This is a genomic window from Ferriphaselus amnicola (assembly GCF_000974685.2).
Lineage (GTDB): Bacteria > Pseudomonadota > Gammaproteobacteria > Burkholderiales > Gallionellaceae > Ferriphaselus > Ferriphaselus amnicola.
The window spans coordinates 1,546,898-1,567,648 of sequence record NZ_AP018738.1 but is presented as its reverse complement, the minus strand read 5'-3'; the positions used below and the strand labels follow the sequence as shown (position 1 = coordinate 1,567,648).

21 protein-coding genes and 1 tRNA gene are annotated in these 20,751 nt (G+C 54.6%); 15 read left to right on the top strand and 7 right to left on the bottom strand.

The window, feature by feature from the left end; genetic code table 11:
* Nucleotides 1-86: 86 nt before the first annotated feature.
* From gpM to OYT1_RS07760, 3 genes are read right to left on the bottom strand one after another with little or no spacing between them, the layout of a single operon-like run.
* A complete protein-coding gene (gpM, locus tag OYT1_RS07770) occupies nt 87-782 on the bottom strand; it encodes a phage terminase small subunit (RefSeq protein WP_062627535.1) in 696 nt (231 codons plus the stop codon).
* A 2-nt stretch (nt 783-784) separates the two neighbouring features.
* Entirely contained in the window at nt 785-1,804 is a 1,020-nt protein-coding gene (locus OYT1_RS07765; protein ID WP_197714071.1) for a phage major capsid protein, P2 family, read from the bottom strand.
* A 22-nt stretch (nt 1,805-1,826) separates the two neighbouring features.
* Nucleotides 1,827-2,639 (bottom strand): GPO family capsid scaffolding protein, encoded by an 813-nt coding sequence (locus OYT1_RS07760; RefSeq protein ID WP_062627533.1) that lies wholly within the window; start codon nt 2,637-2,639, stop codon nt 1,827-1,829.
* Between the two features lie 147 nt (nt 2,640-2,786).
* Here OYT1_RS07760 and OYT1_RS07755 point away from each other — a divergent pair, with 147 nt between their 5' ends.
* From OYT1_RS07755 to OYT1_RS07745, 3 genes are read left to right on the top strand one after another with little or no spacing between them, the layout of a single operon-like run.
* Complete coding sequence (locus OYT1_RS07755; RefSeq protein WP_062627532.1) at nt 2,787-4,541, top strand: terminase ATPase subunit family protein; 1,755 nt, start codon at nt 2,787-2,789, stop codon at nt 4,539-4,541.
* Nucleotides 4,541-5,533, top strand: coding sequence for a phage portal protein (locus tag OYT1_RS07750; RefSeq protein WP_062627531.1), 993 nt, complete (start codon nt 4,541-4,543; stop codon nt 5,531-5,533). Before OYT1_RS07755 ends, OYT1_RS07750 begins: the two co-directional genes overlap by 1 nt.
* Nucleotides 5,533-6,276: a methyltransferase gene (locus OYT1_RS07745; protein ID WP_062627530.1), complete on the top strand. Its 744-nt coding sequence runs from the start codon at nt 5,533-5,535 to the stop codon at nt 6,274-6,276. Before OYT1_RS07750 ends, OYT1_RS07745 begins: the two co-directional genes overlap by 1 nt.
* Before the next feature lie 785 nt (nt 6,277-7,061).
* Here the strand turns inward: OYT1_RS07745 and OYT1_RS07740 are convergent.
* Nucleotides 7,062-7,137, bottom strand: a tRNA-Asn gene (locus tag OYT1_RS07740).
* Between the two features lie 67 nt (nt 7,138-7,204).
* Here OYT1_RS07740 and OYT1_RS07735 point away from each other — a divergent pair.
* The 10 genes from OYT1_RS07735 (at nt 7,205) to OYT1_RS07690 (ending at nt 15,415) form a co-directional block, all read left to right on the top strand.
* A complete protein-coding gene (locus OYT1_RS07735) occupies nt 7,205-8,950 on the top strand; it encodes an AsmA family protein (protein WP_062627489.1) in 1,746 nt (581 codons plus the stop codon).
* 80 nt (nt 8,951-9,030) lie between these two features.
* Nucleotides 9,031-9,294 carry a 30S ribosomal protein S20 gene (gene rpsT / locus OYT1_RS07730; RefSeq protein WP_062627488.1) on the top strand — a complete coding sequence of 88 codons (264 nt, stop codon included), beginning with the start codon at nt 9,031-9,033 and terminating at the stop codon, nt 9,292-9,294.
* Between the two features lie 143 nt (nt 9,295-9,437).
* Nucleotides 9,438-10,607 carry an acetylornithine transaminase gene (locus tag OYT1_RS07725; RefSeq protein ID WP_062627487.1) on the top strand — a complete coding sequence of 390 codons (1,170 nt, stop codon included), beginning with the start codon at nt 9,438-9,440 and terminating at the stop codon, nt 10,605-10,607.
* Nucleotides 10,604-11,524: an ornithine carbamoyltransferase gene (gene argF, locus OYT1_RS07720; RefSeq protein WP_062627486.1), complete on the top strand. Its 921-nt coding sequence runs from the start codon at nt 10,604-10,606 to the stop codon at nt 11,522-11,524. Before OYT1_RS07725 ends, argF begins: the two co-directional genes overlap by 4 nt.
* 79 nt (nt 11,525-11,603) lie before the next feature.
* Nucleotides 11,604-12,830 carry an argininosuccinate synthase gene (locus OYT1_RS07715; protein ID WP_062627485.1) on the top strand — a complete coding sequence of 409 codons (1,227 nt, stop codon included), beginning with the start codon at nt 11,604-11,606 and terminating at the stop codon, nt 12,828-12,830.
* Between the two features lie 12 nt (nt 12,831-12,842).
* Nucleotides 12,843-13,163 carry a pyrimidine/purine nucleoside phosphorylase gene (gene ppnP, locus OYT1_RS07710; protein WP_062627484.1) on the top strand — a complete coding sequence of 107 codons (321 nt, stop codon included), beginning with the start codon at nt 12,843-12,845 and terminating at the stop codon, nt 13,161-13,163.
* Nucleotides 13,164-13,216: 53 nt separating this feature from the next.
* Complete coding sequence (locus OYT1_RS07705) at nt 13,217-13,705, top strand: YajQ family cyclic di-GMP-binding protein (RefSeq protein WP_062627483.1); 489 nt, start codon at nt 13,217-13,219, stop codon at nt 13,703-13,705.
* A gap of 3 nt (nt 13,706-13,708) precedes the next feature.
* On the top strand, nt 13,709-14,110 hold the full coding sequence (locus tag OYT1_RS07700; RefSeq protein ID WP_062627482.1) for a hypothetical protein: 402 nt from the start codon (nt 13,709-13,711) through the stop codon (nt 14,108-14,110).
* Complete coding sequence (locus OYT1_RS07695) at nt 14,107-14,649, top strand: DJ-1 family glyoxalase III (RefSeq protein ID WP_062627481.1); 543 nt, start codon at nt 14,107-14,109, stop codon at nt 14,647-14,649. Before OYT1_RS07700 ends, OYT1_RS07695 begins: the two co-directional genes overlap by 4 nt.
* A complete protein-coding gene (locus OYT1_RS07690) occupies nt 14,621-15,415 on the top strand; it encodes a class I SAM-dependent methyltransferase (protein WP_062627480.1) in 795 nt (264 codons plus the stop codon). Before OYT1_RS07695 ends, OYT1_RS07690 begins: the two co-directional genes overlap by 29 nt.
* Nucleotides 15,416-15,430: 15 nt before the next feature.
* On the opposite strand, the gene nhaD is transcribed toward OYT1_RS07690, so the two are convergent.
* Complete coding sequence (gene nhaD / locus OYT1_RS07685; protein WP_062627479.1) at nt 15,431-16,714, bottom strand: sodium:proton antiporter NhaD; 1,284 nt, start codon at nt 16,712-16,714, stop codon at nt 15,431-15,433.
* Nucleotides 16,715-16,947: 233 nt separating this feature from the next.
* Here nhaD and OYT1_RS07680 point away from each other — a divergent pair, with 233 nt between their 5' ends.
* Complete coding sequence (locus OYT1_RS07680; RefSeq protein WP_062627478.1) at nt 16,948-17,175, top strand: hypothetical protein; 228 nt, start codon at nt 16,948-16,950, stop codon at nt 17,173-17,175.
* Between the two features lie 147 nt (nt 17,176-17,322).
* Here the strand turns inward: OYT1_RS07680 and OYT1_RS07675 are convergent, their stop codons facing one another.
* Both OYT1_RS07675 and OYT1_RS07670 read right to left on the bottom strand, forming a co-directional pair.
* A complete protein-coding gene (locus OYT1_RS07675) occupies nt 17,323-18,078 on the bottom strand; it encodes a 4-hydroxy-tetrahydrodipicolinate reductase (protein WP_062627477.1) in 756 nt (251 codons plus the stop codon).
* A gap of 30 nt (nt 18,079-18,108) precedes the next feature.
* Nucleotides 18,109-18,990, bottom strand: a complete 882-nt coding sequence (locus OYT1_RS07670; protein ID WP_062627476.1) for a mechanosensitive ion channel family protein — start codon at nt 18,988-18,990, stop codon at nt 18,109-18,111.
* Between the two features lie 473 nt (nt 18,991-19,463).
* Between OYT1_RS07670 and OYT1_RS07660 the strand changes: the two genes are divergently transcribed.
* Entirely contained in the window at nt 19,464-20,732 is a 1,269-nt protein-coding gene (locus tag OYT1_RS07660; protein WP_062627475.1) for a cation:proton antiporter, read from the top strand.
* Nucleotides 20,733-20,751 lie beyond the last annotated feature (19 nt).

Genomic DNA, 20,751 nt, shown 5'->3' with positions numbered 1-20,751 from the left:
TCATGGTGGCGGTGGGGGGAGCATCCAGCGGGAGGAGACCAGTCCTTGCTCTTTGCTCCCCGCCGCCAGGTCGCGGGGTACGCTCGTTAGGACGCGGCTGCGACTGCGTCCGTGTTCTTGATCTCGCGCTCTAGGCGCTCGATGTCTTTCTTGACGCCGACTTTGTCGTGCAGCTGGATAGCCCGATTGAGATAGGTCAATGCGGCGGGTTTGTCCAAGCTGCGCATGGCGTAGCCGATGGCCTTTTGCAGCTTGGCACGCACTTCGTCCGGCATATCCTCTGCGGCGGTCATTTCTTCCAACAAGATGAGCTGAGCAGCCAGCAGGTTGGCGTCCACCACGAGCGTGCCCGCTTCGGAAGCTGCCAGATCGCGCAGGGCGATGTCGGAGACTTCTTCGGCGATGAGGCAGGCCGTGGTGCGCTTGTACTGATCGGGCAGGGCGAGCTTGTGCTCGATGGCATACCGCGCGATCAGCAATGCGCCTGACAGATCGCCGGCATCAATGCGCCAGATCATGACGGTCATCAGCACATCGTCTTGCACACCCTGCTGGCCAGCCAGCACGCCTTCCACCCACGGCTGATACTCGGGGAGCAGCTCACGCTTGACCTCGGCCTTGCGCTCCATGGACTGGATGTCTTTTAGACGGCGCTTGTCCTCGGCCAGCTTGAGCAGCATGAGCTCGTAGCCAGTGGCATCACGGCTGTTGGCGGGAGCCTCGGCCGCCTGAGACTTGGCGGCCGTGGCACGTTCAAAGTGTCGGCGGGCGGGGCTGCTCATGATTACCAGCTCAGCGCGATGTTCTCGACGTAGCAGGCGGCGCGGTAGTCTTCCACCACGTAGGCCTCGTTCGAGGACTCGTAGTTCTCGATCTGGTCGCGCTTGGCGTTGTCGAGGATGGTGCGGCGACGGGCACCGATCTGCCAGTACAGGCTCAGGTTCTCCAGCGGGGTGATCATGAAGGCGTTAGCTGGGAAGAAGGGCACTTGTACGCCGGGCAGGCCGCCGATGCGCTTCTGGCTGATCAGCATGTCCATGACCAGTTGGTCTTCTGGGCGCTGGTTCTGATTGATGATGGGGAAGTACTTGTCCGCCATCAGCCCCTTGCCGCAGATCACGACCAGACGCGGGTCTTCTTGATAGGTGATGTGGATCAGGTTGTTGGCAGCATCGAACACCAGCGCGTCGAGGTTTTCGTAATCCTTGCCAGCGGCTGCGCCGACTTTGATCTTGTTGGATGCGGCTACGACTTCGCTCATGACGCGCTCGGCGGCGTTCTCGCGGATGTGTTTGACCCAGCCCTTGTTGACATCTTGCAGCAGCGGGTTGGCGGTGCGATCAGTATCGGCGGCGGCGGAGGTGCCGTTGAAGCCGATCATGATGCGATCCAGCGCCTGGCGCTTGACGATGACGTCGCGAAGCATGGTTTGGAAGTTGGGGAACTTAGCCCAGGCATCCAGCTTGGCGTACTTGATGGCGGTGTCGAAGTTAGTCTGCACGCATTCATAGCCGTTGGCGTCCAAGGCGGAGATGTCGCTGGGTACGCGGTCAGCGTTGGCGGTGTTGGTGCGGCCAGCGATGGTGTTGGCGGCGTCCATGCCTAGCTTTTCACCCTTTTGTTCATCTACGCCCACGATGTTGATGCGTTTCAGAAATTCGCTGGATTGCTGGATGCGTTCTTCCAGTTTCTGTTGGATAGTAGGCGCAATAACGAATTTTTCGGCGACGGATTCGATGCCGTTCAGTGAGGCAATGTTCTGTTTGTAGTCATTGAAGCTTTTACGTGTTTCGGTGCGCATCATGTTCTCCTGTGGATGAATGGGGTCAGCAGTCGGTTTTGTTCAGGCCATCGCCACCGCTGGCGGCTGGGCGGTTGCCGGTGCCGTTGGGTGTGATGTCCAGCTTTTCCTTGAATGCGGTGAATTCCGCGCGGTCTTTTTCGACCTGTTGCTGGAGGGCGGTGATGGTCTCGTTTGCGGTGGCCAGCTCGGCGCTTAAACCGGCCAGCTCGGTGTATTTGTCGAGCAGATCGCGCTGCGAGGTGGCGATGGCTTCAACGGCGGCACCGACATCGGCGAAGCGGTCTTCATCTTTCTTGCTCTTGAAGTTCAGCAGCTCCTTGACCTTGGCTAACAGGGATTCGCCCAGGATGGGTGCGGTGGCGTCGGCTTCGAATTCGATGTTGATCTCGTTGCTGAAGGAGTAGATGTTTTCCGGCTTGGCGCTGAACTTCATGCTCTCGGTGCCGATGCTGGCTGGGTTGTCGGTAAAGGCGAGCCCGGTCAGGTAGGCCATGCCTTTGTTGAGGAAGTTGTTGGCGATCTCGACCGAAGCGAACAGCTTCTTGCCCGCCTTTTGCAAGGAGACTACGTATTCGCTCGCATCCACCACAGCCATCAGCTGGAGCTTCTTTTCTCCCATCAGCTCGGTTTCCTGCGTGGACAGGGAGACGACTTTTCCATGGGCGCTGAAAACGCTGTCCGGCATCATCGATAGGTAGTGCTCAAGATTGGCGACGGCAGTGTAGGACTTGGGGTCGTAGTTCTTGGCCATCTGGCTGATCCAATCGCGGCTGATGTTGCGACCGTCAACGGTGGGACCTTCGGTGGCGATGGCAAATGGCTTGGAAATAGGCATGGCGTTTTCCTCATAGGGTTGGAGGTCAATCTGTGGGGTGCATGGTTGCCGAGCGGTGGCTATCTAATCAATGAGTGCTGGCACTAAGCGCGCAATACACAGCAAGCCGCCTTATTTCGCGCGCGTGCGGGGCGGTAATCTGAAGGCATGACTACCGACACCGACATCGATCCACGCCGCCAAGCCCGTGACCTGTACTGGTTCCACGGGTATCGCGTTTCACGCATCGCGGAGATGCTGGACGTGCCCGCTGCGACGATCCATAGCTGGAAACGGCGTGATGGCTGGGATCAGACTGAGCCGGTGGAGCGGGTGGATGCGGCGATCGAGGCGCGGCTGATGACGCTGGTGATGAAGGACGAGAAGGACGGGCGCGACTTCAAGGAGATCGATCTGCTCGGGCGGCAGATGGAGCGCACGGCGCGGGTGAGGAAGTTCTCTCGCGGTGGGAATGAGGCCGATCTGAATCCTAAGGTGGCGAACCGGAACAAGGGGCCGAAGAAAGCGGCGACGCGCAACGACTACAGCGAGGAGCAGCAGGAGAAGCTGCACGAGGCGTTCATCGACAGCCTGTTCACCTATCAGAAGCACTGGTACCGCGAGGGGTTCAAGAGCCGGACGCGGAACATCCTGAAGAGCCGTCAGATCGGGGCGACCTGGTATTTCGCGCGGGAGGCGCTGGACGATGCGATGGAGACGGGGAGGAATCAGATCTTCCTTTCGGCATCGAAGGCGCAGGCGCATGTGTTCAAGGGCTACATCAAGCAGTTCGCCAAGGATGCGGCAGACATCGAGTTGCAGGGCGACCCGATCGTGCTGCCGAACGGCGCGGAGTTGTACTTTCTCGGCACCAATGCGAACACGGCGCAGAGCTATCACGGCAATACTTACACCGACGAGTACTTCTGGATCCCCAAGTTCGAGAATTTCCGCAAGGTCACTTCCGGCATGTCGATGCACAAGCATTGGCGGAAGACGTATTTCTCGACGCCTTCCAGCCTGAGCCATGAGGCGTATCCGTTCTGGTCTGGCTCGTGGGCGAACAAGGGCAAGGCGAAGGCCGACCAGGTGATGATCGATATCAGCCACGAGGCGCTGAAGGGCGGTCGGGCGTGCGAGGACGGTCAGTGGCGGCAGGTGGTGACGGTGCTGGATGCGGTGGCGGGCGGTTGCGATCTGTTCGACGTGGATGAGCTGCGCCGTGAGTACAGCCCAGAAGAATTCCTGAATCTGCTGATGTGCCAGTTCATTGACGATGGACAGAGCGTGTTCCCGCTGGCGGTGATGCAGCGCTGCATGGTGGATTCGTGGGTGGTGTGGGAGGACTTCAAACCGTTCGCGCTGCGCCCGCTGGGAAATCGTGAGGTGTGGATCGGCTATGACCCGTCAAACAGCGGAGACAGCGCAGCGCTGGTGGTGATCGCGCCGCCGCTAGTGCAGGGCGGAAAGTTTCGCATCATCGACCGGGTTCAGTTCAAAGGCATGGACTACGAGGAGCAGGCTCGCCGGATCCATAAAGTGACCGAGTGCTACAACGTGACCTACATCGGCATCGACACTACCGGCATCGGCAGTGCCGTCTATCAACTGGTGATTCAGTGGTATCCCGGTGCACGCGCGTTCAATTACAGCCCGGAGGTGAAAGTTCGTCTGGTGCTGAAGGCGCTGGATGTGGTGAACAAGGGAAGGCTGGAGTTCGATGCCGGCTGGACAGATGTAGCGGCCAGCTTCATGGCGATCAAAAAAACGACGACGGCGAGCGGCAGGCAAGTGACCTTTGAGGCGGGACGCTCGAAGGACATCAGCCACGCCGATCTGGCTTGGGCGGCGATGCACGCCCTTTCTAATGAGCCGCTGGAAGGCGGTACACCTACTAATTCTTCAATTATGGAGATCAGCTGATGGATACAACTAAAACAACGACTGCCGAGGTGTTTACCTTCGGAGATACCGAGGCGGTGCTGGATAAGCGCGACCTGATGGATTATCTGGAGTGCGGCCGGGCAGGGAAGTGGTGGGAGCCGCCGATCTCGATGGAGGGGCTGGCGAAGTCGTCTCGATCATCGGTGCACCATGCGAGTGCGCTTCAGGTGAAGCGCAACATTTTAACGGCGTGCTTCGTGCCGCATCGCTTTCTGTCGCGGTCGGATTTCTCGCGGTACGCGATGGAGTACATCATCTTCGGCAATGCCTATCTGGAGCGCCGGGAGTCGATGACCAGCCGGGTGTTGAAACTGCAACCGTCGCTGGCGAAGTACACGCGGCGCGGGGTGGATGATCTGGATCAGTATTACTTCGTGAATGCTTGGCATGCCGAGCATGAGTTCGCGAAGGGGACGGTGTTCCACTTGATGGAGCCGGACATCAATCAGGAGATCTACGGGGTTCCTGAATATATTCCGGCGCTGAATTCGGCGTGGTTGAACGAGGCGGCGACATTGTTCAGGCGGAGGTATTACAAGAATGGCAGTCATGCCGGGTTCATCTTGTACATGACCGATGCGGCGCAGAAACAAGAGGATGTGGACGCGCTGCGCAAAGCGTTGAAGGAGGCGAAGGGGCCGGGCAATTTCCGCAATCTGTTCATGTATGCGCCCAACGGGAAGAAGGACGGCATTCAGCTGATTCCGGTGGCTGAGGTGGCCGCGAAGGATGAGTTCATCAACATCAAGAACGTGACGCGCGACGACCAGCTGGCCGCGCACCGCGTTCCGCCGCAGCTGATGGGGATCATCCCAGGGAATACGGGCGGGTTCGGCGATGCGGAGAAGGCGGCGGCGGTGTTCTCGGCCAATGAGATCGCGCCGCTGATGGCGCGTCTGGCTGAGCTGAATGACTGGATCGGCGAAGAGGTGATCCGGTTCAATCCTTACGAGTTGGCGAAAGGTAAGTGATGCGAGTTGATGATGTGTTGGCGGTGCTGAGTCGCGCAGAAACCAACGGTCATGCACTGGTGCTGACCGGACAACTTGACCGCAGGATGTATGAGCGGACGAATAAGGTGTTGGAGGCGGCAGGCGGGAAGTGGAACCGGAAGGCGAAGGCGCACCTGTTTGATAACGAGGCAGCGACGCGGGTTGATCAGATCATCCTGTCCGGCGAGGTTGACGTGCCAAAGGATGAATTCAATTTCTTCCCGTCTCCGCCCGCTGTGGTTGAGCGACTGATGGAGTTGGCCGACGTGAGTCATGGAATGCGTGTGCTGGAGCCGAGCGCCGGCAAGGGGGCGATTGCATTTGCCTGCGCCGATGCCGGGGCGAGGGTTGATTGCTATGAGTTGATGGAAGAAAACTTCGTGGCGCTGGCTGGCGACGTGCGGCTTGGTTCGGTGCGCCACATGGATTTCTTGGCTCAAGTGCCCGAGGCTAGCTATGACCGTGTGGTGATGAACCCACCGTTCGCTAAGCAAGCCGACATTCGGCATGTGCTTCACGCGCTGCGGTTCCTGAAGCTAGGAGGACTGCTGGTGTCGGTGATGGCAGCGAGCGTGGCATTTCGTGACAACAAACTGACTGCCGACTTCCGCGAGCTGATTCGTCAGCGCGGCGGAGACATCGAAGCGCTACCCGAAGGAGCGTTCAAGGCCTCAGGGACAATGGTGCGATCGGTGATCGTCACGATACCCAATGATGAGTAGCTGATATTCGAGGAGATCGCCAGAGGCTCTGCTCTGGCAAGAGGTCATCCCATTCAATGAGCCGCCAGCCGAGATCCGGTCTGGCGGTTTTTTTGTTCATCTCACCCTTCAGCGCGCGCTCGTGACCCCGCCACGCCTGCCCGCTTTAGAGGCCAAAAAATGTGCAGGTGCATGGCTCGGCGGAATTAGCCAGCACGGGCAATCGGCGGCAGATATAGGGAGCGAATATTTCGTGCATTTTGTTGCACACCACATGCACAACAGTTCAAGCGCATGCAAATAACTAGATTCAGTTTCGACCTTCGGAAAAAGGTAACCTTGGTAATTGGTGATTATTATATTGATTAACTGATTGATTAATATAGATGAATTCAGTTACCAATGAAAGGTAATTATTGGTAACTGAAAAGGTAATATTTTCACAACTAACTGAATAATATAGATAAATAAATTATAAAAAGTAACTGTTATCCATAGTAACTAGATTACCTTTAAATTACTCAGATGTTACCTTTTCAAAAACACATAAGAATGGCTTTGGATAGCCGTTCTATTGGTGTTTTTTATTTTATGTTACCAATGTTACCTTTTTCCGAAGGCCACAAATTTATTGTGCTTATTAATCGCTATGACGTACATGGATGCGCGTATATAGACCGATAATTGCATTGGTAATGCTTATTGTTTTGGTATTGATCTGATGTTGATCTTAGACGCGTCTAAGATCGTGTCTAATTTAGGCAAGAAAAAAGGAGCCAGATTTTCATCTAGCTCCTTGATTTGTTTGGCTCCCCGACCTGGACTCGAACCAGGGACCTGCGGATTAACAGTCCGTCGCTCTACCGACTGAGCTATCAGGGAATTGAAAGCGGGCGAATCATAGCAAAATCACGTAACATTCGTCAAACACTCTTGGTGATATTTGTTGATGAAGTTTTTGAAATATGTCCTTATTTGCCTGATTGCATTGCTATTTATTTTTTTGGCGGTGACGTATTTTATTCCGTTTGAGCGCTATATTCCCGAGGTTGAGCGGGTGATTAGCGCATTGGTTGAACGTCCAGTTAGGATTGAGCGCCTAAAAATTGAGCTGCTTCCTGCACCTCATTTGCATATCGAGGGAGTTACAGTCGGGCGTGTGGGGGAAGTCAAGCTAGGGACATTGGAGGTGGGGTTTGATGCCAACTCATTGTTTCATAGTCAATGTGTCGTAAGCTTGGTCGCCATAGAGCGCGGCGAGTTGGATGAAGGGGCTGTGACTGAGTTGTTCGAGTGGCTGATGAGTCCCGTGCCCACAGTTCAAGAGCCAGTCTATTGTCGAGTCGAGCGGCTGGACTTTAAGGGTTTTCGTTTGGAGGTGTCAGATATGCCGCTGGATGGGGTTGCAGGGACGGTACTCTTCACGGCGAATAATGACCCTGACTTAATTTCTCTGCATGTTCCCTTGTTTGATTTGACAGCGGAGGTGAAGCCCCGGCCGGATGGTACGTTTCATGTCGTGGCGACCACTCCTGGTTGGGCTGTGCCGGATATTCCTGATATGCAGTTGGAGGGAATTAAGGCGATAGGTGATATTTCTGACACGGATTTTGATATACAAGAGCTTAGTGGAAAGTTGATGGGCGTCACCTTGCGCGGTAAGGCTCGCTTGCACTGGGAGCCGGAGTGGGAGTTGAGTGGTGCGGTGAATATAGCTGGCTCGAATGTGAGTCACGCGATTAAGGCACTAGATGAGCGTGTCATTGGGTTTGGCAGTCTGCAAGGGCATGGGGTGTTTCACTCGCATGGTGCTACGCCCGATGCACTGGTTGAGCATTTGGTTATGGATGCGGATGTGAAATCTACGGACTTCTCTTTGCAGATCGAGCCGCGAGCCAAGCAGCCGCTCAAACTTGAGCAATTAAATACGCATATTGCCTACACTCCAGATGCTATTCGCTTGCAGCAGATGGATGCCAAGCTGGCAGGAGGGACGCTGAAGGGGGCGATGACCTTGCTTCCGGCAACTTCGATTTTTCGCTTTGATTTGTCACCTAAGGGGGTTCATCCCCAGCCTATCGTGAGGGCGGTGGATGATGGATTGCTACTTTCTGGGGTGTTGGATGCGAATGTCAAAGGTTCCATCAATTTGGATCATTTGAGGGACTTCCCGCGGGAGTCACGGATTGAGGGTAAGTTTACTATCAGGCATGGCGAGTTGGGCGAAAGTAAGTTGGTAGAAGCGGTCAATAGCAACATTCCCAAGACTCAGGAAAAGAAGATTCAGTTCGATCAGATTTCTAGCGATATATTGGTTGACAACGCTGGCTTCCAATTGAGCAAGCTGAAGATTGTTGCATCTGTATTTAATGCAGAGGGGAATTTGAGCATCAGCTCGCAGGAGCAGTTGGATGGGGTATTGGGAATGGATTTGAAAGGGATGGCGGGATTGGTCAGCTTCCCACTTCGGGTGTCAGGCTCATTGGACAGTCCGGTGGTTAGGCCGACAGGGGGGGTAATGGCCGGGGCGGCGATTGGAACAGCTTTGCTGGGTCCAGTGGGAGCTGCGATCGGTATTAGGGCGGGGCCATTGATTGATCGGGTGTGGGGAAAGAAAGCTAATACTCCGGCGAGTGGGGTTGTGCCGGACGGAAAGGGTGGCGCGACGCAAGGTGTCGTGCCCCCGGCACACTGAGCAAACAAACTGGTTGCAAAGGTGCTCGCTCGTCCTTATAATGCGCGCCTTTCGTAGCAACCCAAATTCAAGGAGTAACCATGGCAAATAGCGCACAAGCCAGAAAGCGTGCACGTCAAGCAGACAAACAACGTCAGCACAACACCAGCCTGCGTTCTGAGCTGCGTACCGCCGTTAAGAAAGTCATCAAGGCAATCGAAGCAGGTGACAAGGCTGCTGCTCAAGCCGTGTTCCAAGCTTCTACCAGCGTAGTCGATTCCATCGCTGATAAGAAGATCATCCACAAGAACAAGGCAGCTCGCCATAAGAGCCGCCTGTCCGCCGCGATTAAGGCAATGGCCTAATCTGCGCAAGTGGTTGCTAAAAAAGCCGACGCTTGCGTCGGCTTTTTGTTTTTGAAGTCTCACCAGACTTGCGCAAAGGCGCTCGTTTGGTCAATATACGACCTTTCCCTTATCACACGGCGGTCAGACCGCCGTCTGCATTTATGTCGCACTTGATGAACACTTATGCGCGCCTACCCATCGCTTTCGAGCGGGGTGAAGGTGCTTGGCTTTGGGATACGGATGGCAAGCGTTATTTGGATGCACTGTCCGGCATCGCAGTGAATACGCTGGGACATGCGCACCCGCGTTTGACTACAGCGCTTTCTACCCAGCTTAACAAGCTGATGCACGTATCTAACGTGTATCAGATTCCTGAGCAGGAGCAGTTGGCTAATCGGCTAGCTGCTCTTTCTGGTATGGACGAAGTGTTCATCTGCAACTCGGGTTGCGAAGCAAATGAAGCTGCGATCAAGTTGGCGCGCATGTACGGCCATAACAAAGGAGTTGAGACGCCGCACATCATCGTGATGGAAAAGGCATTTCATGGCCGTACTTTGGCAACGCTTTCTGCCACGGGAAATCGCAAGGTGCAAGCCGGTTTCGAGCCGCTGGTGAAGGGCTTCGTGCGGGTTCCATACGACGATCTGGATGCCATTCGTCAAGTAGCGCAACACAATCCAGAGGTGGTGGCGGTACTGGTTGAGCCGATTCAGGGCGAGGGTGGCATCCGCACTTTGGATATCCATTATCTGGAGCAACTTCGGCAGATATGTGACCAGAATGGCTGGTTGTTGATGCTAGACGAAGTGCAGTGCGGCATAGGACGTACTGGAAAATGGTTCGCTTTTCAGCATACAGGCATCCTGCCGGATGTGATGACGCTGGCCAAGGGTTTGGGTTCGGGTGTGCCGATTGGAGCCTGTCTCGCGGCGGGTAAGGCGACGGGTACTTTCAAGCCAGGCAATCATGGCTCTACCTTTGGTGGAAATCCGCTGGCGACTACGGCGGCACTGGCCACGCTGGACATCGTCGAGCACGACCAACTGATGGCACATGCGACAGCCATTGGGGATTTCCTGTTGGCAGGCTTCAAACAGCGCCTCGGTGGTAATCCGGGTTTAGTGGCGTTACGTGGCCAAGGCTTGATGTTAGGCATCGAACTATCCAAACCCTGTGGCGAACTGGTGAAGTTGGCACTGGCGCGTGGCTTGCTCATTAACGTCACAGCCGACAGCGTGGTGCGTTTGTTACCCCCGCTAATTTTCACTGAGGCTGAGGCGCAGCAGTTGTTGGACACCCTGTGCCCGTTGATTACGGAGTTCATGTCATGAGCATCAAACACTTCTTGCAGTTCAAGGATCTTTCGCTGGACGAGATGAACCATGTGTTCGAGCGTACGCGCATCATCAAAGAGCGTTTCAAGGCATACCAGCCCTACCATCCACTGTCCGATCGCACGCTGGTGATGATCTTCGAGAAGAATTCAACGCGCACTCGGTTATCCTTCGAAGCAGGGATGCAGCAGTTGGGCGGTTCGGCCATTTACCTGAATACGCGCGACACTCAGCTTGGTCGCGGTGAGCCGGTGGAAGACGCGGCGCAAGTGATCTCGCGCATGAGCGACATCGTGATGATCCGCACCTTCGAGCAAGAGATCATCGAGCGCTTTGCAAAGAATTCGCGCGTGCCGGTCATTAACGGCCTGACCAACGAATACCATCCCTGCCAGATCCTCGCCGACATCTACACCTACATCGAGCATCGCGGCTCGATCAAAGGCAAGACCGTGGCCTGGATCGGCGACTCCAACAATGTCTGCAACACTTGGCTGCAAGCGGCGGAACTGTTGGATTTCAACGTCCACGTTTCCACCCCGCCGGGCTATGAGGTCGAGCCGGAGCGCGCTGGGCTATATGGCACCGACCACTACGAAGAATTCGCCGATCCGATGGATGCCGCCCGCGACGCCGATTTGATCACTACCGATGTGTGGACCTCGATGGGCTTCGAACGTGAAAACGACGCACGCCGGAAAGCGTTCGCTGACTGGATCGTGGATGCCGAAATGATGTCCGTGGCCAAGCCTGATGCGCTGTTTATGCACTGCCTGCCCGCGCATCGCGGCGAGGAGGTGGATGCAGCGGTGATTGACGGCAAACAGTCGGTCGTGTGGGATGAAGCAGAAAACAGATTGCACGTGCAAAAAGCCCTTATGGAGTATTTGCTGCTGGGCAATGTGAATAATTAACCTGTAGGGTGCGTTTGTGCCCCAACGAATTTGAATGAATGGTGCGCGAGCGCACCCTAAGATGGAGATGTAACGAAGCATGAGCGAAATCAACAAAGTCGTCCTCGCCTATTCGGGCGGTCTGGATACCTCGGTCATCCTCAAGTGGCTGCAAGACACGTATCACTGCGAAGTGGTGACCTTCACCGCTGACTTGGGGCAAGGCGAAGAGCTGGAACCAGCGCGCCAGAAAGCGCTGAAGTTCGGCATCAAGCCGGAGCATATCTTCATCGACGACGTGCGCGAAGAGTTCGTGCGTGACTTCGTGTTCCCGATGTTCCGCGCCAACACCGTGTACGAGGGCGAATACCTGCTCGGTACGTCCATCGCGCGTCCGCTGATCGCCAAGCGTTTGGTCGAGATCGCCAACGCCACCGGCGCAGATGCCGTGTCGCACGGTGCGACCGGCAAGGGCAACGACCAAGTCCGTTTCGAGCTGGGTGCGTATGCGCTCAAGCCCGGCATCAAGATCATCGCCCCGTGGCGCGAATGGGACTTGCTGTCCCGCGAGAAGCTGCTGGCTTACGCCGAGAGCAACGGCATCCCCATCGACATGAAGCACCGCAACGGCGGCAGCCCGTATTCGATGGACGCCAATCTGTTGCACATCAGTTTCGAAGGCCGCCATCTGGAAGACCCGGCGGCGGAAGCGGAAGAGAGCATGTGGCGCTGGACGGTGTCGCCGGAGAACGCACCGGATGCCGCTGAATATCTGGACATCGAATTCAAGAGCGGCGACATCGTCGCCCTGAACGGCGTGGCCATGTCGCCCGCCACCGTGCTGGCGACCCTGAACCAACTGGGCGGCAAGCACGGCATCGGTCGCCTCGATCTGGTGGAGAACCGCTACGTCGGCATGAAGTCGCGCGGCTGCTACGAGACCCCCGGCGGCACCATCATGCTGAAGGCGCACCGCGCCATCGAGTCCATCACGCTGGACCGCGAAGTCGCCCACCTCAAGGACGACCTGATGCCGCGTTACGCATCGATGATCTACAACGGCTACTGGTGGAGCCCGGAACGCCTCGCGCTGCAAACGCTGATCGACCATACCCAGCAGACCGTCAACGGCTGGGTGCGCGTGAAGTTGTACAAGGGCAACGTCATCGTGGTGGGCCGCGATTCAAAGACCGATTCGCTGTTCGATCCGACCATCGCCACCTTTGAGGACGATAAGGGTGCATACGACCAGAAGGATGCGGGCGGCTTCATCAAGCTGAACGCCCTGCGGATGCGCATCGCGGCGAATCTGAAGAATCGTAAATAACAAGGAGTCAACATGACAGATAGAATCAACAACGTCAGCGTTGGCACTAAGTCCAACGTCTTCTTTGACGGCAAGTGCGTATCGCACTCGGTGTTTTTTCCTGACGGTAGCCGCAAGACCGTCGGTGTGGTTCTGCCTAACAGCCAGCTCACCTTCAACGTCGGCGTGCCGGAGTTGATGGAGATCACCGCTGGCGAGTGCCAGGTCAAGATCGCGGGCGAAGCCGTCTTTAAGACCTACGGAGCAGGCAGCAGCTTCAACGTCGCCGCCGACAGCAGCTTCGAGATCCACACCGGCGCAGGCGCGGTGGATTACGTTTGCTCGTTTGGCTAACATTTAGCTAGTTGCAAAATATCTCTTGGCTACAAGCTTATCGAGGAAAAATAATGCCATCTTTCGACATCGTTTCCGAAGTAGAAAAGACCGAAGTCAAAAATGCGGTCGAGCAGACCAATAAGGAAGTCGGTACGCGTTTCGATTTCAAGGGCTCCGGTGCCCATGTGGAGCAGGCTGAACTGGTGCTGACCATCCATGCTGACAACGAATTCCAGCTTGATCAGGTGCAAGACATCCTTAACGGAAAGCTGACCAAGCGCGGTGTGGACATCAAGTGTCTGGATATCAGCGACAAGATCGAGAAAGTCAGTGGTAATAAGGTCAAGCGTGCATGCACCGTGAAGGTGGGCGTGGAGATCGAACTGGCGAAAAAGATCGTTAAACTAATTAAAGACAGTAAGCAAAAGGTTCAGGCCAGCATTCAGGGTGATGAAGTACGTGTCACTGGCAAGAATCGTGATGACTTGCAAGCAGCCATTGCTTTCATCAAAAAGTCCATCACCGACTTTCCCTTGCAGTATCAGAACTTTCGCGACTGAGCCATGAGAGACTCCATCGTCGCGCGCGTCGAGTTCTCCTTCCGAGGAGTGAATTACGAGTTGGAGTCGCAGCTCGATCTGGAGCAGGTATTGGACAAGTTTCTGGATCTGCCTTCCTTGCATAACGTGATGGCGGTCGAACACGACATCGATACCTACTCGTATATTTTCGAAGTGATGGAGCTAGAGCCCATCATTTTTCGGGATGCGACTGGGCGTGCGGCTGATTTCCTGCATGACGGCGAGTTCGATCTAGAGGGCTATAAGGCATTGCTTGGAGAAAGTGAAAAGATGGATACCCTGCGGGTGATCGCTTCGATCGAAATGGGTATCGAAAACCTCGACAAGCATCCACAGCTGAAATCTGCGCTGATGCGTGCCTACCAACTGGGGTTGGAAGCATGAGCCGAGTGCTGGTGCCGCTGGCGGCGGGATTTGAAGATCTGGAGGCTGTCACCGTAACTGATTTGTTGCGCCGGGCCGGATTAACCGTGGTGATCGCCGGACTGGATGGCCAGATCCAGCGCGGCAGTCGAGGTGTGATGTTGCAGCCGGACACTACGCTGGAAGCTGCGCTGACTCACGAGTTCGACATGCTGGTGCTGCCCGGTGGACAGCCCGGTACCAACAATCTGAAGGCGGATGCCCGCATCATCGGGTTGGTGAAGAAGATGGTTGCCGAGGGTAAGTACGTGACGGCGATCTGTGCCGCACCTTCGGTACTTGCTGCGGCCGGAGTGTTAGACGGCAAGCGCGCTACCAGCTTCCCCGGTGCGTTGGATGCTTATCCAGAGGTGCAGCAACAGCGTGCCGCTATCGTCGAGGATGGCAAGCTCATTACCTCACGCGGCCCTGGCACGGCGATGGATTTTGCGCTGACGTTGATCGAGCGGCTGGTCAGCAAGGCAACGCGCGATGAAGTCGAGGCTGGCTTGCAGCGATAACGTGTCTTTGCCGCGCCGTTTGCCTCCCGCCGTCATTGCCCTGCTATTACAAGGCCTCGCCTTCTTTCTAGCCATTCTGTTGGCTCGCTTCACAACGATTCCCTTTACGCCGCTCTCCTTGGCTCTAGTGGTCGGGGCATTGGCGGCAACACTCTCGCATCTCGCTGGACAAGCACGTTGGTGGGTGCCGATCCAGTTCATCTTCGCCCCCGCGCAAGTGGCGATGCTGGCAGTGGATGTGGCGCCAACGCTCTATCTGGTGATCTTCCTCATCTTGTTGGCGGTGTACTGGAGCACCTTCCGCACCCAAGTGCCGCTCTATCTTTCTAGCCACAAAGTTTGGCGTGCATTGGAAGATTTGTTGCCGCCCATGGAAGGGCGCGATAAGTCCTTTTCCTTGATGGACATCGGCTCAGGCTTGGGGGGTGTATTGGCGCACTTGTCAGCGGTGCGTCCAGACGGGCATTACTTGGGGGTGGAGATCGCGCCGCTTCCCTTTGTATGGAGCTGGTTGCGGCTGCGGCTCAAGCCGAACTGCCATGTACGCTGGGGCAGTCTGTGGGATTGTGACTTATCGCAATACGACGTGGTGTTCGCCTACCTGTCGCCAGTGCCGATGGCCGAACTGTGGGAAAAAGCCCGCCGCGAGATGAAGTCCGGCAGTCTGTTCATCAGCAATACCTTCGCCGTACCGGAGTTCCCACCTCAGCAAACAGTGCAGGTGGATGACCTGCATCATTCCTCGCTGTATATCTGGCGGATGTAGGCGCAGGTTGGTTTCTCAATGCAGTAGTTGATATTGGACGAGATAAACACCTGCACCGGCAAAGTAACCGACCAGTGCCAATCCGCTGATGTTTTTGAAGTACCAGAAAAAGTGGATCTTCTCCAGACCCATAGCCGCAACGCCAGCGGCAGAGCCTATGATCAGTATCGATCCGCCGGTTCCTGAGCAATAGGCAAGGAACTCCCACAGGAAGTGGTTCGTGGGATATTCGGCCAAGCTATACATGCCCATTGAAGCGGCAACCAGAGGTACATTGTCCACCACGGCACTAGCGATTCCGATCAGCATCACAATCAGGTCTTGCCTGCCAAGACTGTGATCTAACCACTGTGCTAGTGAAGTAAGAATGTTGGTATGTTCTAAGGTCGCCACCGACAGCAAAATCCCAATAAAGAATACCAGCGATCCCATGTCGATTTTGCTGAGGGCATGAACCAGAGTTAGGTGAGTCTTTGAGTCATTGTCCCGATTTCGGTGCACCAGATCAGCCACTAGCCACAAGATGCCTAAGCCGAACAGGATGCCCATGAAAGGGGGGAGATGCGTTACCGTCTTGAAGGCCGGTACAGCCACCAGAATGCCCAAGCCTGTGAAAAACACTAAGTTGCGCGCGAACATGGAAGCGTGTGACTGGGTTTCACCGTGGACATGTCCGGGGGCAATTACTGGTCGCCCACGCAGAAGATAGGCGGTGATGGCCAAAGGTACTATCAGGCTGGCAAGCGAGGGCAGTAGCACGCCCTTAATGATGGCGATACTGGTGATCTGGCCGCCAATCCACAACATAGTGGTAGTGACATCACCGATGGGGGACCAAGCGCCACCAGAATTCGCCGCAATAACGATAATGCCGGCAAAGAACAGTCGGTCTTCATGTTTGCCCAGCAGTTTGCGCATGAGCGAAATCATCACAATGGTTGTAGTCAGATTGTCGAGTATCGCACTAAGGGAAAATGTCACAAACCCTACCAGCCACATCAGACTGGACAGTCGGGTCGTTGCGATGCGACGAGTAATGATATCGAAGCCATTATGAGCATCGACGACCTCGACAATGGTCATCGCACCCATCAGAAAAAACACGATTTGTGCGGTCGCCATGACTGACTCGCCTAGTTGCTCGCCAACCAGATGAGCATCGCTGACCGATAAGGCATAAATCGTCCACAACAATCCAGCACCGATCAGAGCTGGAGCGGCTTTGTTGATTTTTAGTGGGTGTTCAAGTGCGATGGCTACATAAGCGATGATAAATATGACAATCAGAGAAATAAGCATGTCATTGATCCATGGGTGAGCTAGAGGTTGAAGCGGAAAGGATATGCGTGAGTGAGGCGTGGATTGTTGGGCTGGACATCACTGTATCTAAACGAAACGTTGGTCGGTATGCTAACACAGGGAATTAGTCGCTCGCAGTCTGTGCAAAGGTGAGGAGCAAATAGTGTGCCTTGCGTAGCAAAAAGGGATTGCTTATCACTTCGGATACGCGGAAATTGGGCCAGGGAGCAGTGATGGAAGTGATGTCCAACTATGCAGCAACGTTACCCCTAGGCGATATGCTGACTGAGTGTGGTTTACCCGACATGAAGGTCGGGAGTGACTTTGACTCGCAATCCGTGGTGCGGCAGACTCAGGGGGCAACCAAATCTCAAAGCTGCCAGTGGCTGTGGCTGCCGCATGGGATAGGGGATACGCTGAAAATCTCCGAGAAGCGTTTTGAACAATGGGCATATTTCTAGGGTAGTGGACGCATTCCCGACAGACTCTAGCCGAGCAGAAAGATACACAGGCCAAATTGGTTGGAGTGGTGCGACGAGCTTTTCATTCGTCGTATTCAGGGCTGGCGCAATGCTAAGTTATAGACCTTTTGGACGGTAATTGGGGGCTCAGCCTTTTAATAATTGGGTACGCATCAACTTAAATAAAATGTCATCAAAGCAATAGTAGCCATTCCCTAGCTGTGATAGTTGTTCAAGTGCAAAGGCAGCTCCCGTGCCGAATGCCTCGCGTCGGATGGAGTCATGCGTGAGGCGTACCGTCTGATGAGGGAAACCAAAAATCACTTCGTGATGCCCGACGATGCCTCCTAGTCGCAACGAGGTGATGCATTCGCCATCGACTTCTAGCGTTTCGGCAATCTTGCGTGCTGTGCCTGAGACCTCTGGCTTTTCCCTGAAATGTTGCTCTACGATCTCTACATCGGCAAATGGGGCGATCTTGTGTAGAAGTTTTGCAGCCAGAATCAGGAAATTAATGCCCAGAGTGATATTGGGTGAGCACAATACACGTGTTCGCTGACCCAGTTCCCGAGCATAGGTCAAATCGTCTTCGGAGTAGGCGGAGATAGCGCTGACCAGCATGATGCCGCGCTTGCTTATCTCATCGCCGTACTTATGAATGCTTTGTGGTGAAGAGAAGTCAACCAGAGCATCCACAGGGGCTTGCTCGAACAGCTGCGGGTATGGAGTTTGCTCAATGCCGACAATAGGTACGGCTGTTCCGGGATGATGACTTTCATGGTCCATGGTTGAGCGACGTGCGATCCAGCGCAGGTCAAATCGGGGGTCTTGGCTCAGAACGTTAGCTACTGCTTGTCCTGCTTTGCCGTAACCGATGAGACCAATGGATATTTGTGGCGGCATAATATGTTTCTCCTTAATGTCGATGCTTGTCTATCTATCCTGTCGAACTATACGGAATGGGCTGGTGTTCCCTTGCTTGTCCGTGCCAGCGTAGAGGGTGAGGTGGGGATAAGGTATTTCGATGCCATGCACGTCGAAAGCAATCTTGAGGCACTTGAGAAACTCACGACGCACGCACCATTGCTCAAGAGCAACCGTCTTGAAGCGACAACGTAGCACAATGGCCGAATCCGCCCAGTCTTGTACCCCAGCAATCTCGATATCTTCCAGAATTTTCTCGCCTATCAACGAATCAACACGTAATCGCGCTGAAACCTCACGTATAACGTCATAGACCTCTTCAATGCTTTCGCGGTAAGCAACGCTGACATCAATAACAGCGTAAGCAAAGCCGCGTGACTTGTTAGTGACTGTAGTAATCAGACCGTTTGGAATGTAGTGGACGCTACCTTCGTAATCACGCAGACTGACGTAGCGGAGCGTAATGTCCTCCACAACGCCAGTTTTTCCTCCCACCTCGACAACATCACCCTGTCGGATTTGATTCTCAATCAGGATGAAAAAACCATTGAAATAGTCCTTGATCAGGCTTTGTGCACCAAAGCCGACAGCAATACCGACGACACCTGCTGCACCCAGAATGGGGGCAATCGAGATGCCAAGTTCACTGAGCGCGAGCATGCCTGCGACCAGAGTGATGATAACGGTGATGATGTGGTGGAAAACTCGGGCTAAGGTTTCGATTCGGCGCTTGTCTTCGGCGGAGTCTGCTCGTGTGTACATGTAACTACGAAATAACTGAACCAAGCGCAATCCCACTTGCATCAGCAACCAAGCCAGGAGCAGGATGATGCCAACATGTAGTAACTCTTTAGGAGTGTGGAGAAAGTTTGAGATCATGGTATTGCTCATTTTCGGTGCATTGGGGGAATTCTAACTCATCAAGCTGCAGAATCGGGAAGGTTCGCTCCTAGCGCGCTTTGTGCTAGTTCTAGTTATCCTAAACAGATTCAATAGGATATTGCTAATTGGTAGGATGGATTTAAAGAGTGGTGTCTAATTGTTGACACCTTTCAGGCGCCAAATCCTCCTCGGAATAGGCTGAGATGATCGCTGATCAGCATGATGTCGCGTTTGCCTATCATATTGCCTTTGTGGTGAAGAAGAGTATCCAAAGGAGTTTGATCGAAAAACTGCATGTATGAGATGTGCTCGGTGCCGAGGATGTGAATGGTAGTGCCGGGGTGCGCATGCGATTTGTCACTCACCGAACGGCGCGTGATTCAGCGCAACTCTAAACGAAGGGGCCCTACGTAGGGTGTTCCAAAGGTCTGGCGCAAAATTGCTGGCATGTATAATCCGACGAAGATAGAACAGGAGAAATCATGTCCACCACTATTCTGGTCATTGGCCTGATGGTCTTCTTTGCCCATTTCCTTTCATTGCAGTTTCGTCGGACAAACATACCAGATGTGCTGGTCTTGATGCTGATTGGCATCGTGATCGGACCTCTGATGGGTGTTGTTACGCCAGCAGATTTTGGCAAGATCGGTTCCCTCATCGCGACTATCGCGCTGGTGGTGATTCTGTTTGAGAGTGGAACCTCGCTGAATTTAGGCGTGCTAGGCAAGTCTCTTGCATCCACAGGGAAATTGAGCTTGGTATGCTTCGGGTTGACGACGCTCATCGTTATACTGATCGCCTACTTTACGCTGGGCCTATCCCTGCTTCCATCTACCATGTTGGGGGTTACGCTGGGAGGTACCTCTTCGGCAGTTGTCATCCCCATGGTAGCAGCACTGAGTATAGGGGAGAGGCCCGCGATTGTGCTGGTGCTGGAGTCAGCTCTGACTGACGTACTGTGCATCGTAGGGGTGTTCGCTCTGTTGCAAATATCTACGCAAGGTGGTGTAGAGCCAGGCCGTCTGATCGGCAGTGTGCTTTCCGCACTGATTTTCGCGGCAGTCATCGGTGTGCTTGGTGGGGTAGGCTGGTTGCTAGTGTTGGGGCGAGTGCGCGATTTTTCCAACACAATCTCGTCCACGCTGGCCTATGTTTTCATCGTTTATGGGTTGACCGAATTGCTGGGTTTCTCTGGGGCGATCGCGGCGCTGGCGCTGGGCATCACGCTGAATAATTTCGAGAAGCTTGGTCTGCACCGCATTCAGCGACTAGATCGGAAGATAGAGCCATTGAACGAGATGGACATTACTTTTTACCGCGAAGCGGTGTTCCTGTTGAAGACCTATTTTTTCGTGTATCTGGGCATTTCCATTCACTTCGGTGCGGTACATCTTGCAATTACTGCGGGGCTGATGGTGTTGCTGGTGTTCGCAATGAGACTGATTCTGACTCGCTATATATTTCGTGACCCGAACTATGACCTGAGGGATGCAGCAATTATCTCGATGATGGCTCCCAAAGGATTGGCTGCTGCCGTGCTGGCATCATTGCCCTTGCAATACGGAGTGGCTGGCGGGGAAACGATACGCGATGTCACTTACATGGTCGTACTGATCAGCATTACGTTCACTGCGCTGCTGGTGATGGCCTACCCCATCTCTACTGTGCGAAACTTCTACTCGCGCGTACTAGGTAAGCCACTGGGCGAAACCATGAAGGCACCTGATTTTGTTCCGCCGCCAGAGTCATGAACTGGCGGCGGATGTAGGG

Bases quoted from the DNA above. Each gene is read 5' to 3' on its own strand.
- gpM (WP_062627535.1), bottom strand. From the start codon at position 782: ATGAGCAGCCCCGCCCGCCGACACTTTGAACGTGCCACGGCCGCCAAG.
- OYT1_RS07765 (WP_197714071.1), bottom strand. From the start codon at position 1,804: ATGATGCGCACCGAAACACGTAAAAGCTTCAATGACTACAAACAGAAC.
- OYT1_RS07760 (WP_062627533.1), bottom strand. From the start codon at position 2,639: ATGCCTATTTCCAAGCCATTTGCCATCGCCACCGAAGGTCCCACCGTT.
- OYT1_RS07755 (WP_062627532.1), top strand. From the start codon at position 2,787: ATGACTACCGACACCGACATCGATCCACGCCGCCAAGCCCGTGACCTG.
- OYT1_RS07750 (WP_062627531.1), top strand. From the start codon at position 4,541: ATGGATACAACTAAAACAACGACTGCCGAGGTGTTTACCTTCGGAGAT.
- OYT1_RS07745 (WP_062627530.1), top strand. From the start codon at position 5,533: ATGCGAGTTGATGATGTGTTGGCGGTGCTGAGTCGCGCAGAAACCAAC.
- OYT1_RS07735 (WP_062627489.1), top strand. From the start codon at position 7,205: ATGAAGTTTTTGAAATATGTCCTTATTTGCCTGATTGCATTGCTATTT.
- rpsT (WP_062627488.1), top strand. From the start codon at position 9,031: ATGGCAAATAGCGCACAAGCCAGAAAGCGTGCACGTCAAGCAGACAAA.
- OYT1_RS07725 (WP_062627487.1), top strand. From the start codon at position 9,438: ATGTCGCACTTGATGAACACTTATGCGCGCCTACCCATCGCTTTCGAG.
- argF (WP_062627486.1), top strand. From the start codon at position 10,604: ATGAGCATCAAACACTTCTTGCAGTTCAAGGATCTTTCGCTGGACGAG.
- OYT1_RS07715 (WP_062627485.1), top strand. From the start codon at position 11,604: ATGAGCGAAATCAACAAAGTCGTCCTCGCCTATTCGGGCGGTCTGGAT.
- ppnP (WP_062627484.1), top strand. From the start codon at position 12,843: ATGACAGATAGAATCAACAACGTCAGCGTTGGCACTAAGTCCAACGTC.
- OYT1_RS07705 (WP_062627483.1), top strand. From the start codon at position 13,217: ATGCCATCTTTCGACATCGTTTCCGAAGTAGAAAAGACCGAAGTCAAA.
- OYT1_RS07700 (WP_062627482.1), top strand. From the start codon at position 13,709: ATGAGAGACTCCATCGTCGCGCGCGTCGAGTTCTCCTTCCGAGGAGTG.
- OYT1_RS07695 (WP_062627481.1), top strand. From the start codon at position 14,107: ATGAGCCGAGTGCTGGTGCCGCTGGCGGCGGGATTTGAAGATCTGGAG.
- OYT1_RS07690 (WP_062627480.1), top strand. From the start codon at position 14,621: ATGAAGTCGAGGCTGGCTTGCAGCGATAACGTGTCTTTGCCGCGCCGT.
- nhaD (WP_062627479.1), bottom strand. From the start codon at position 16,714: ATGCTTATTTCTCTGATTGTCATATTTATCATCGCTTATGTAGCCATC.
- OYT1_RS07680 (WP_062627478.1), top strand. From the start codon at position 16,948: ATGGAAGTGATGTCCAACTATGCAGCAACGTTACCCCTAGGCGATATG.
- OYT1_RS07675 (WP_062627477.1), bottom strand. From the start codon at position 18,078: ATGCCGCCACAAATATCCATTGGTCTCATCGGTTACGGCAAAGCAGGA.
- OYT1_RS07670 (WP_062627476.1), bottom strand. From the start codon at position 18,990: ATGAGCAATACCATGATCTCAAACTTTCTCCACACTCCTAAAGAGTTA.
- OYT1_RS07660 (WP_062627475.1), top strand. From the start codon at position 19,464: ATGTCCACCACTATTCTGGTCATTGGCCTGATGGTCTTCTTTGCCCAT.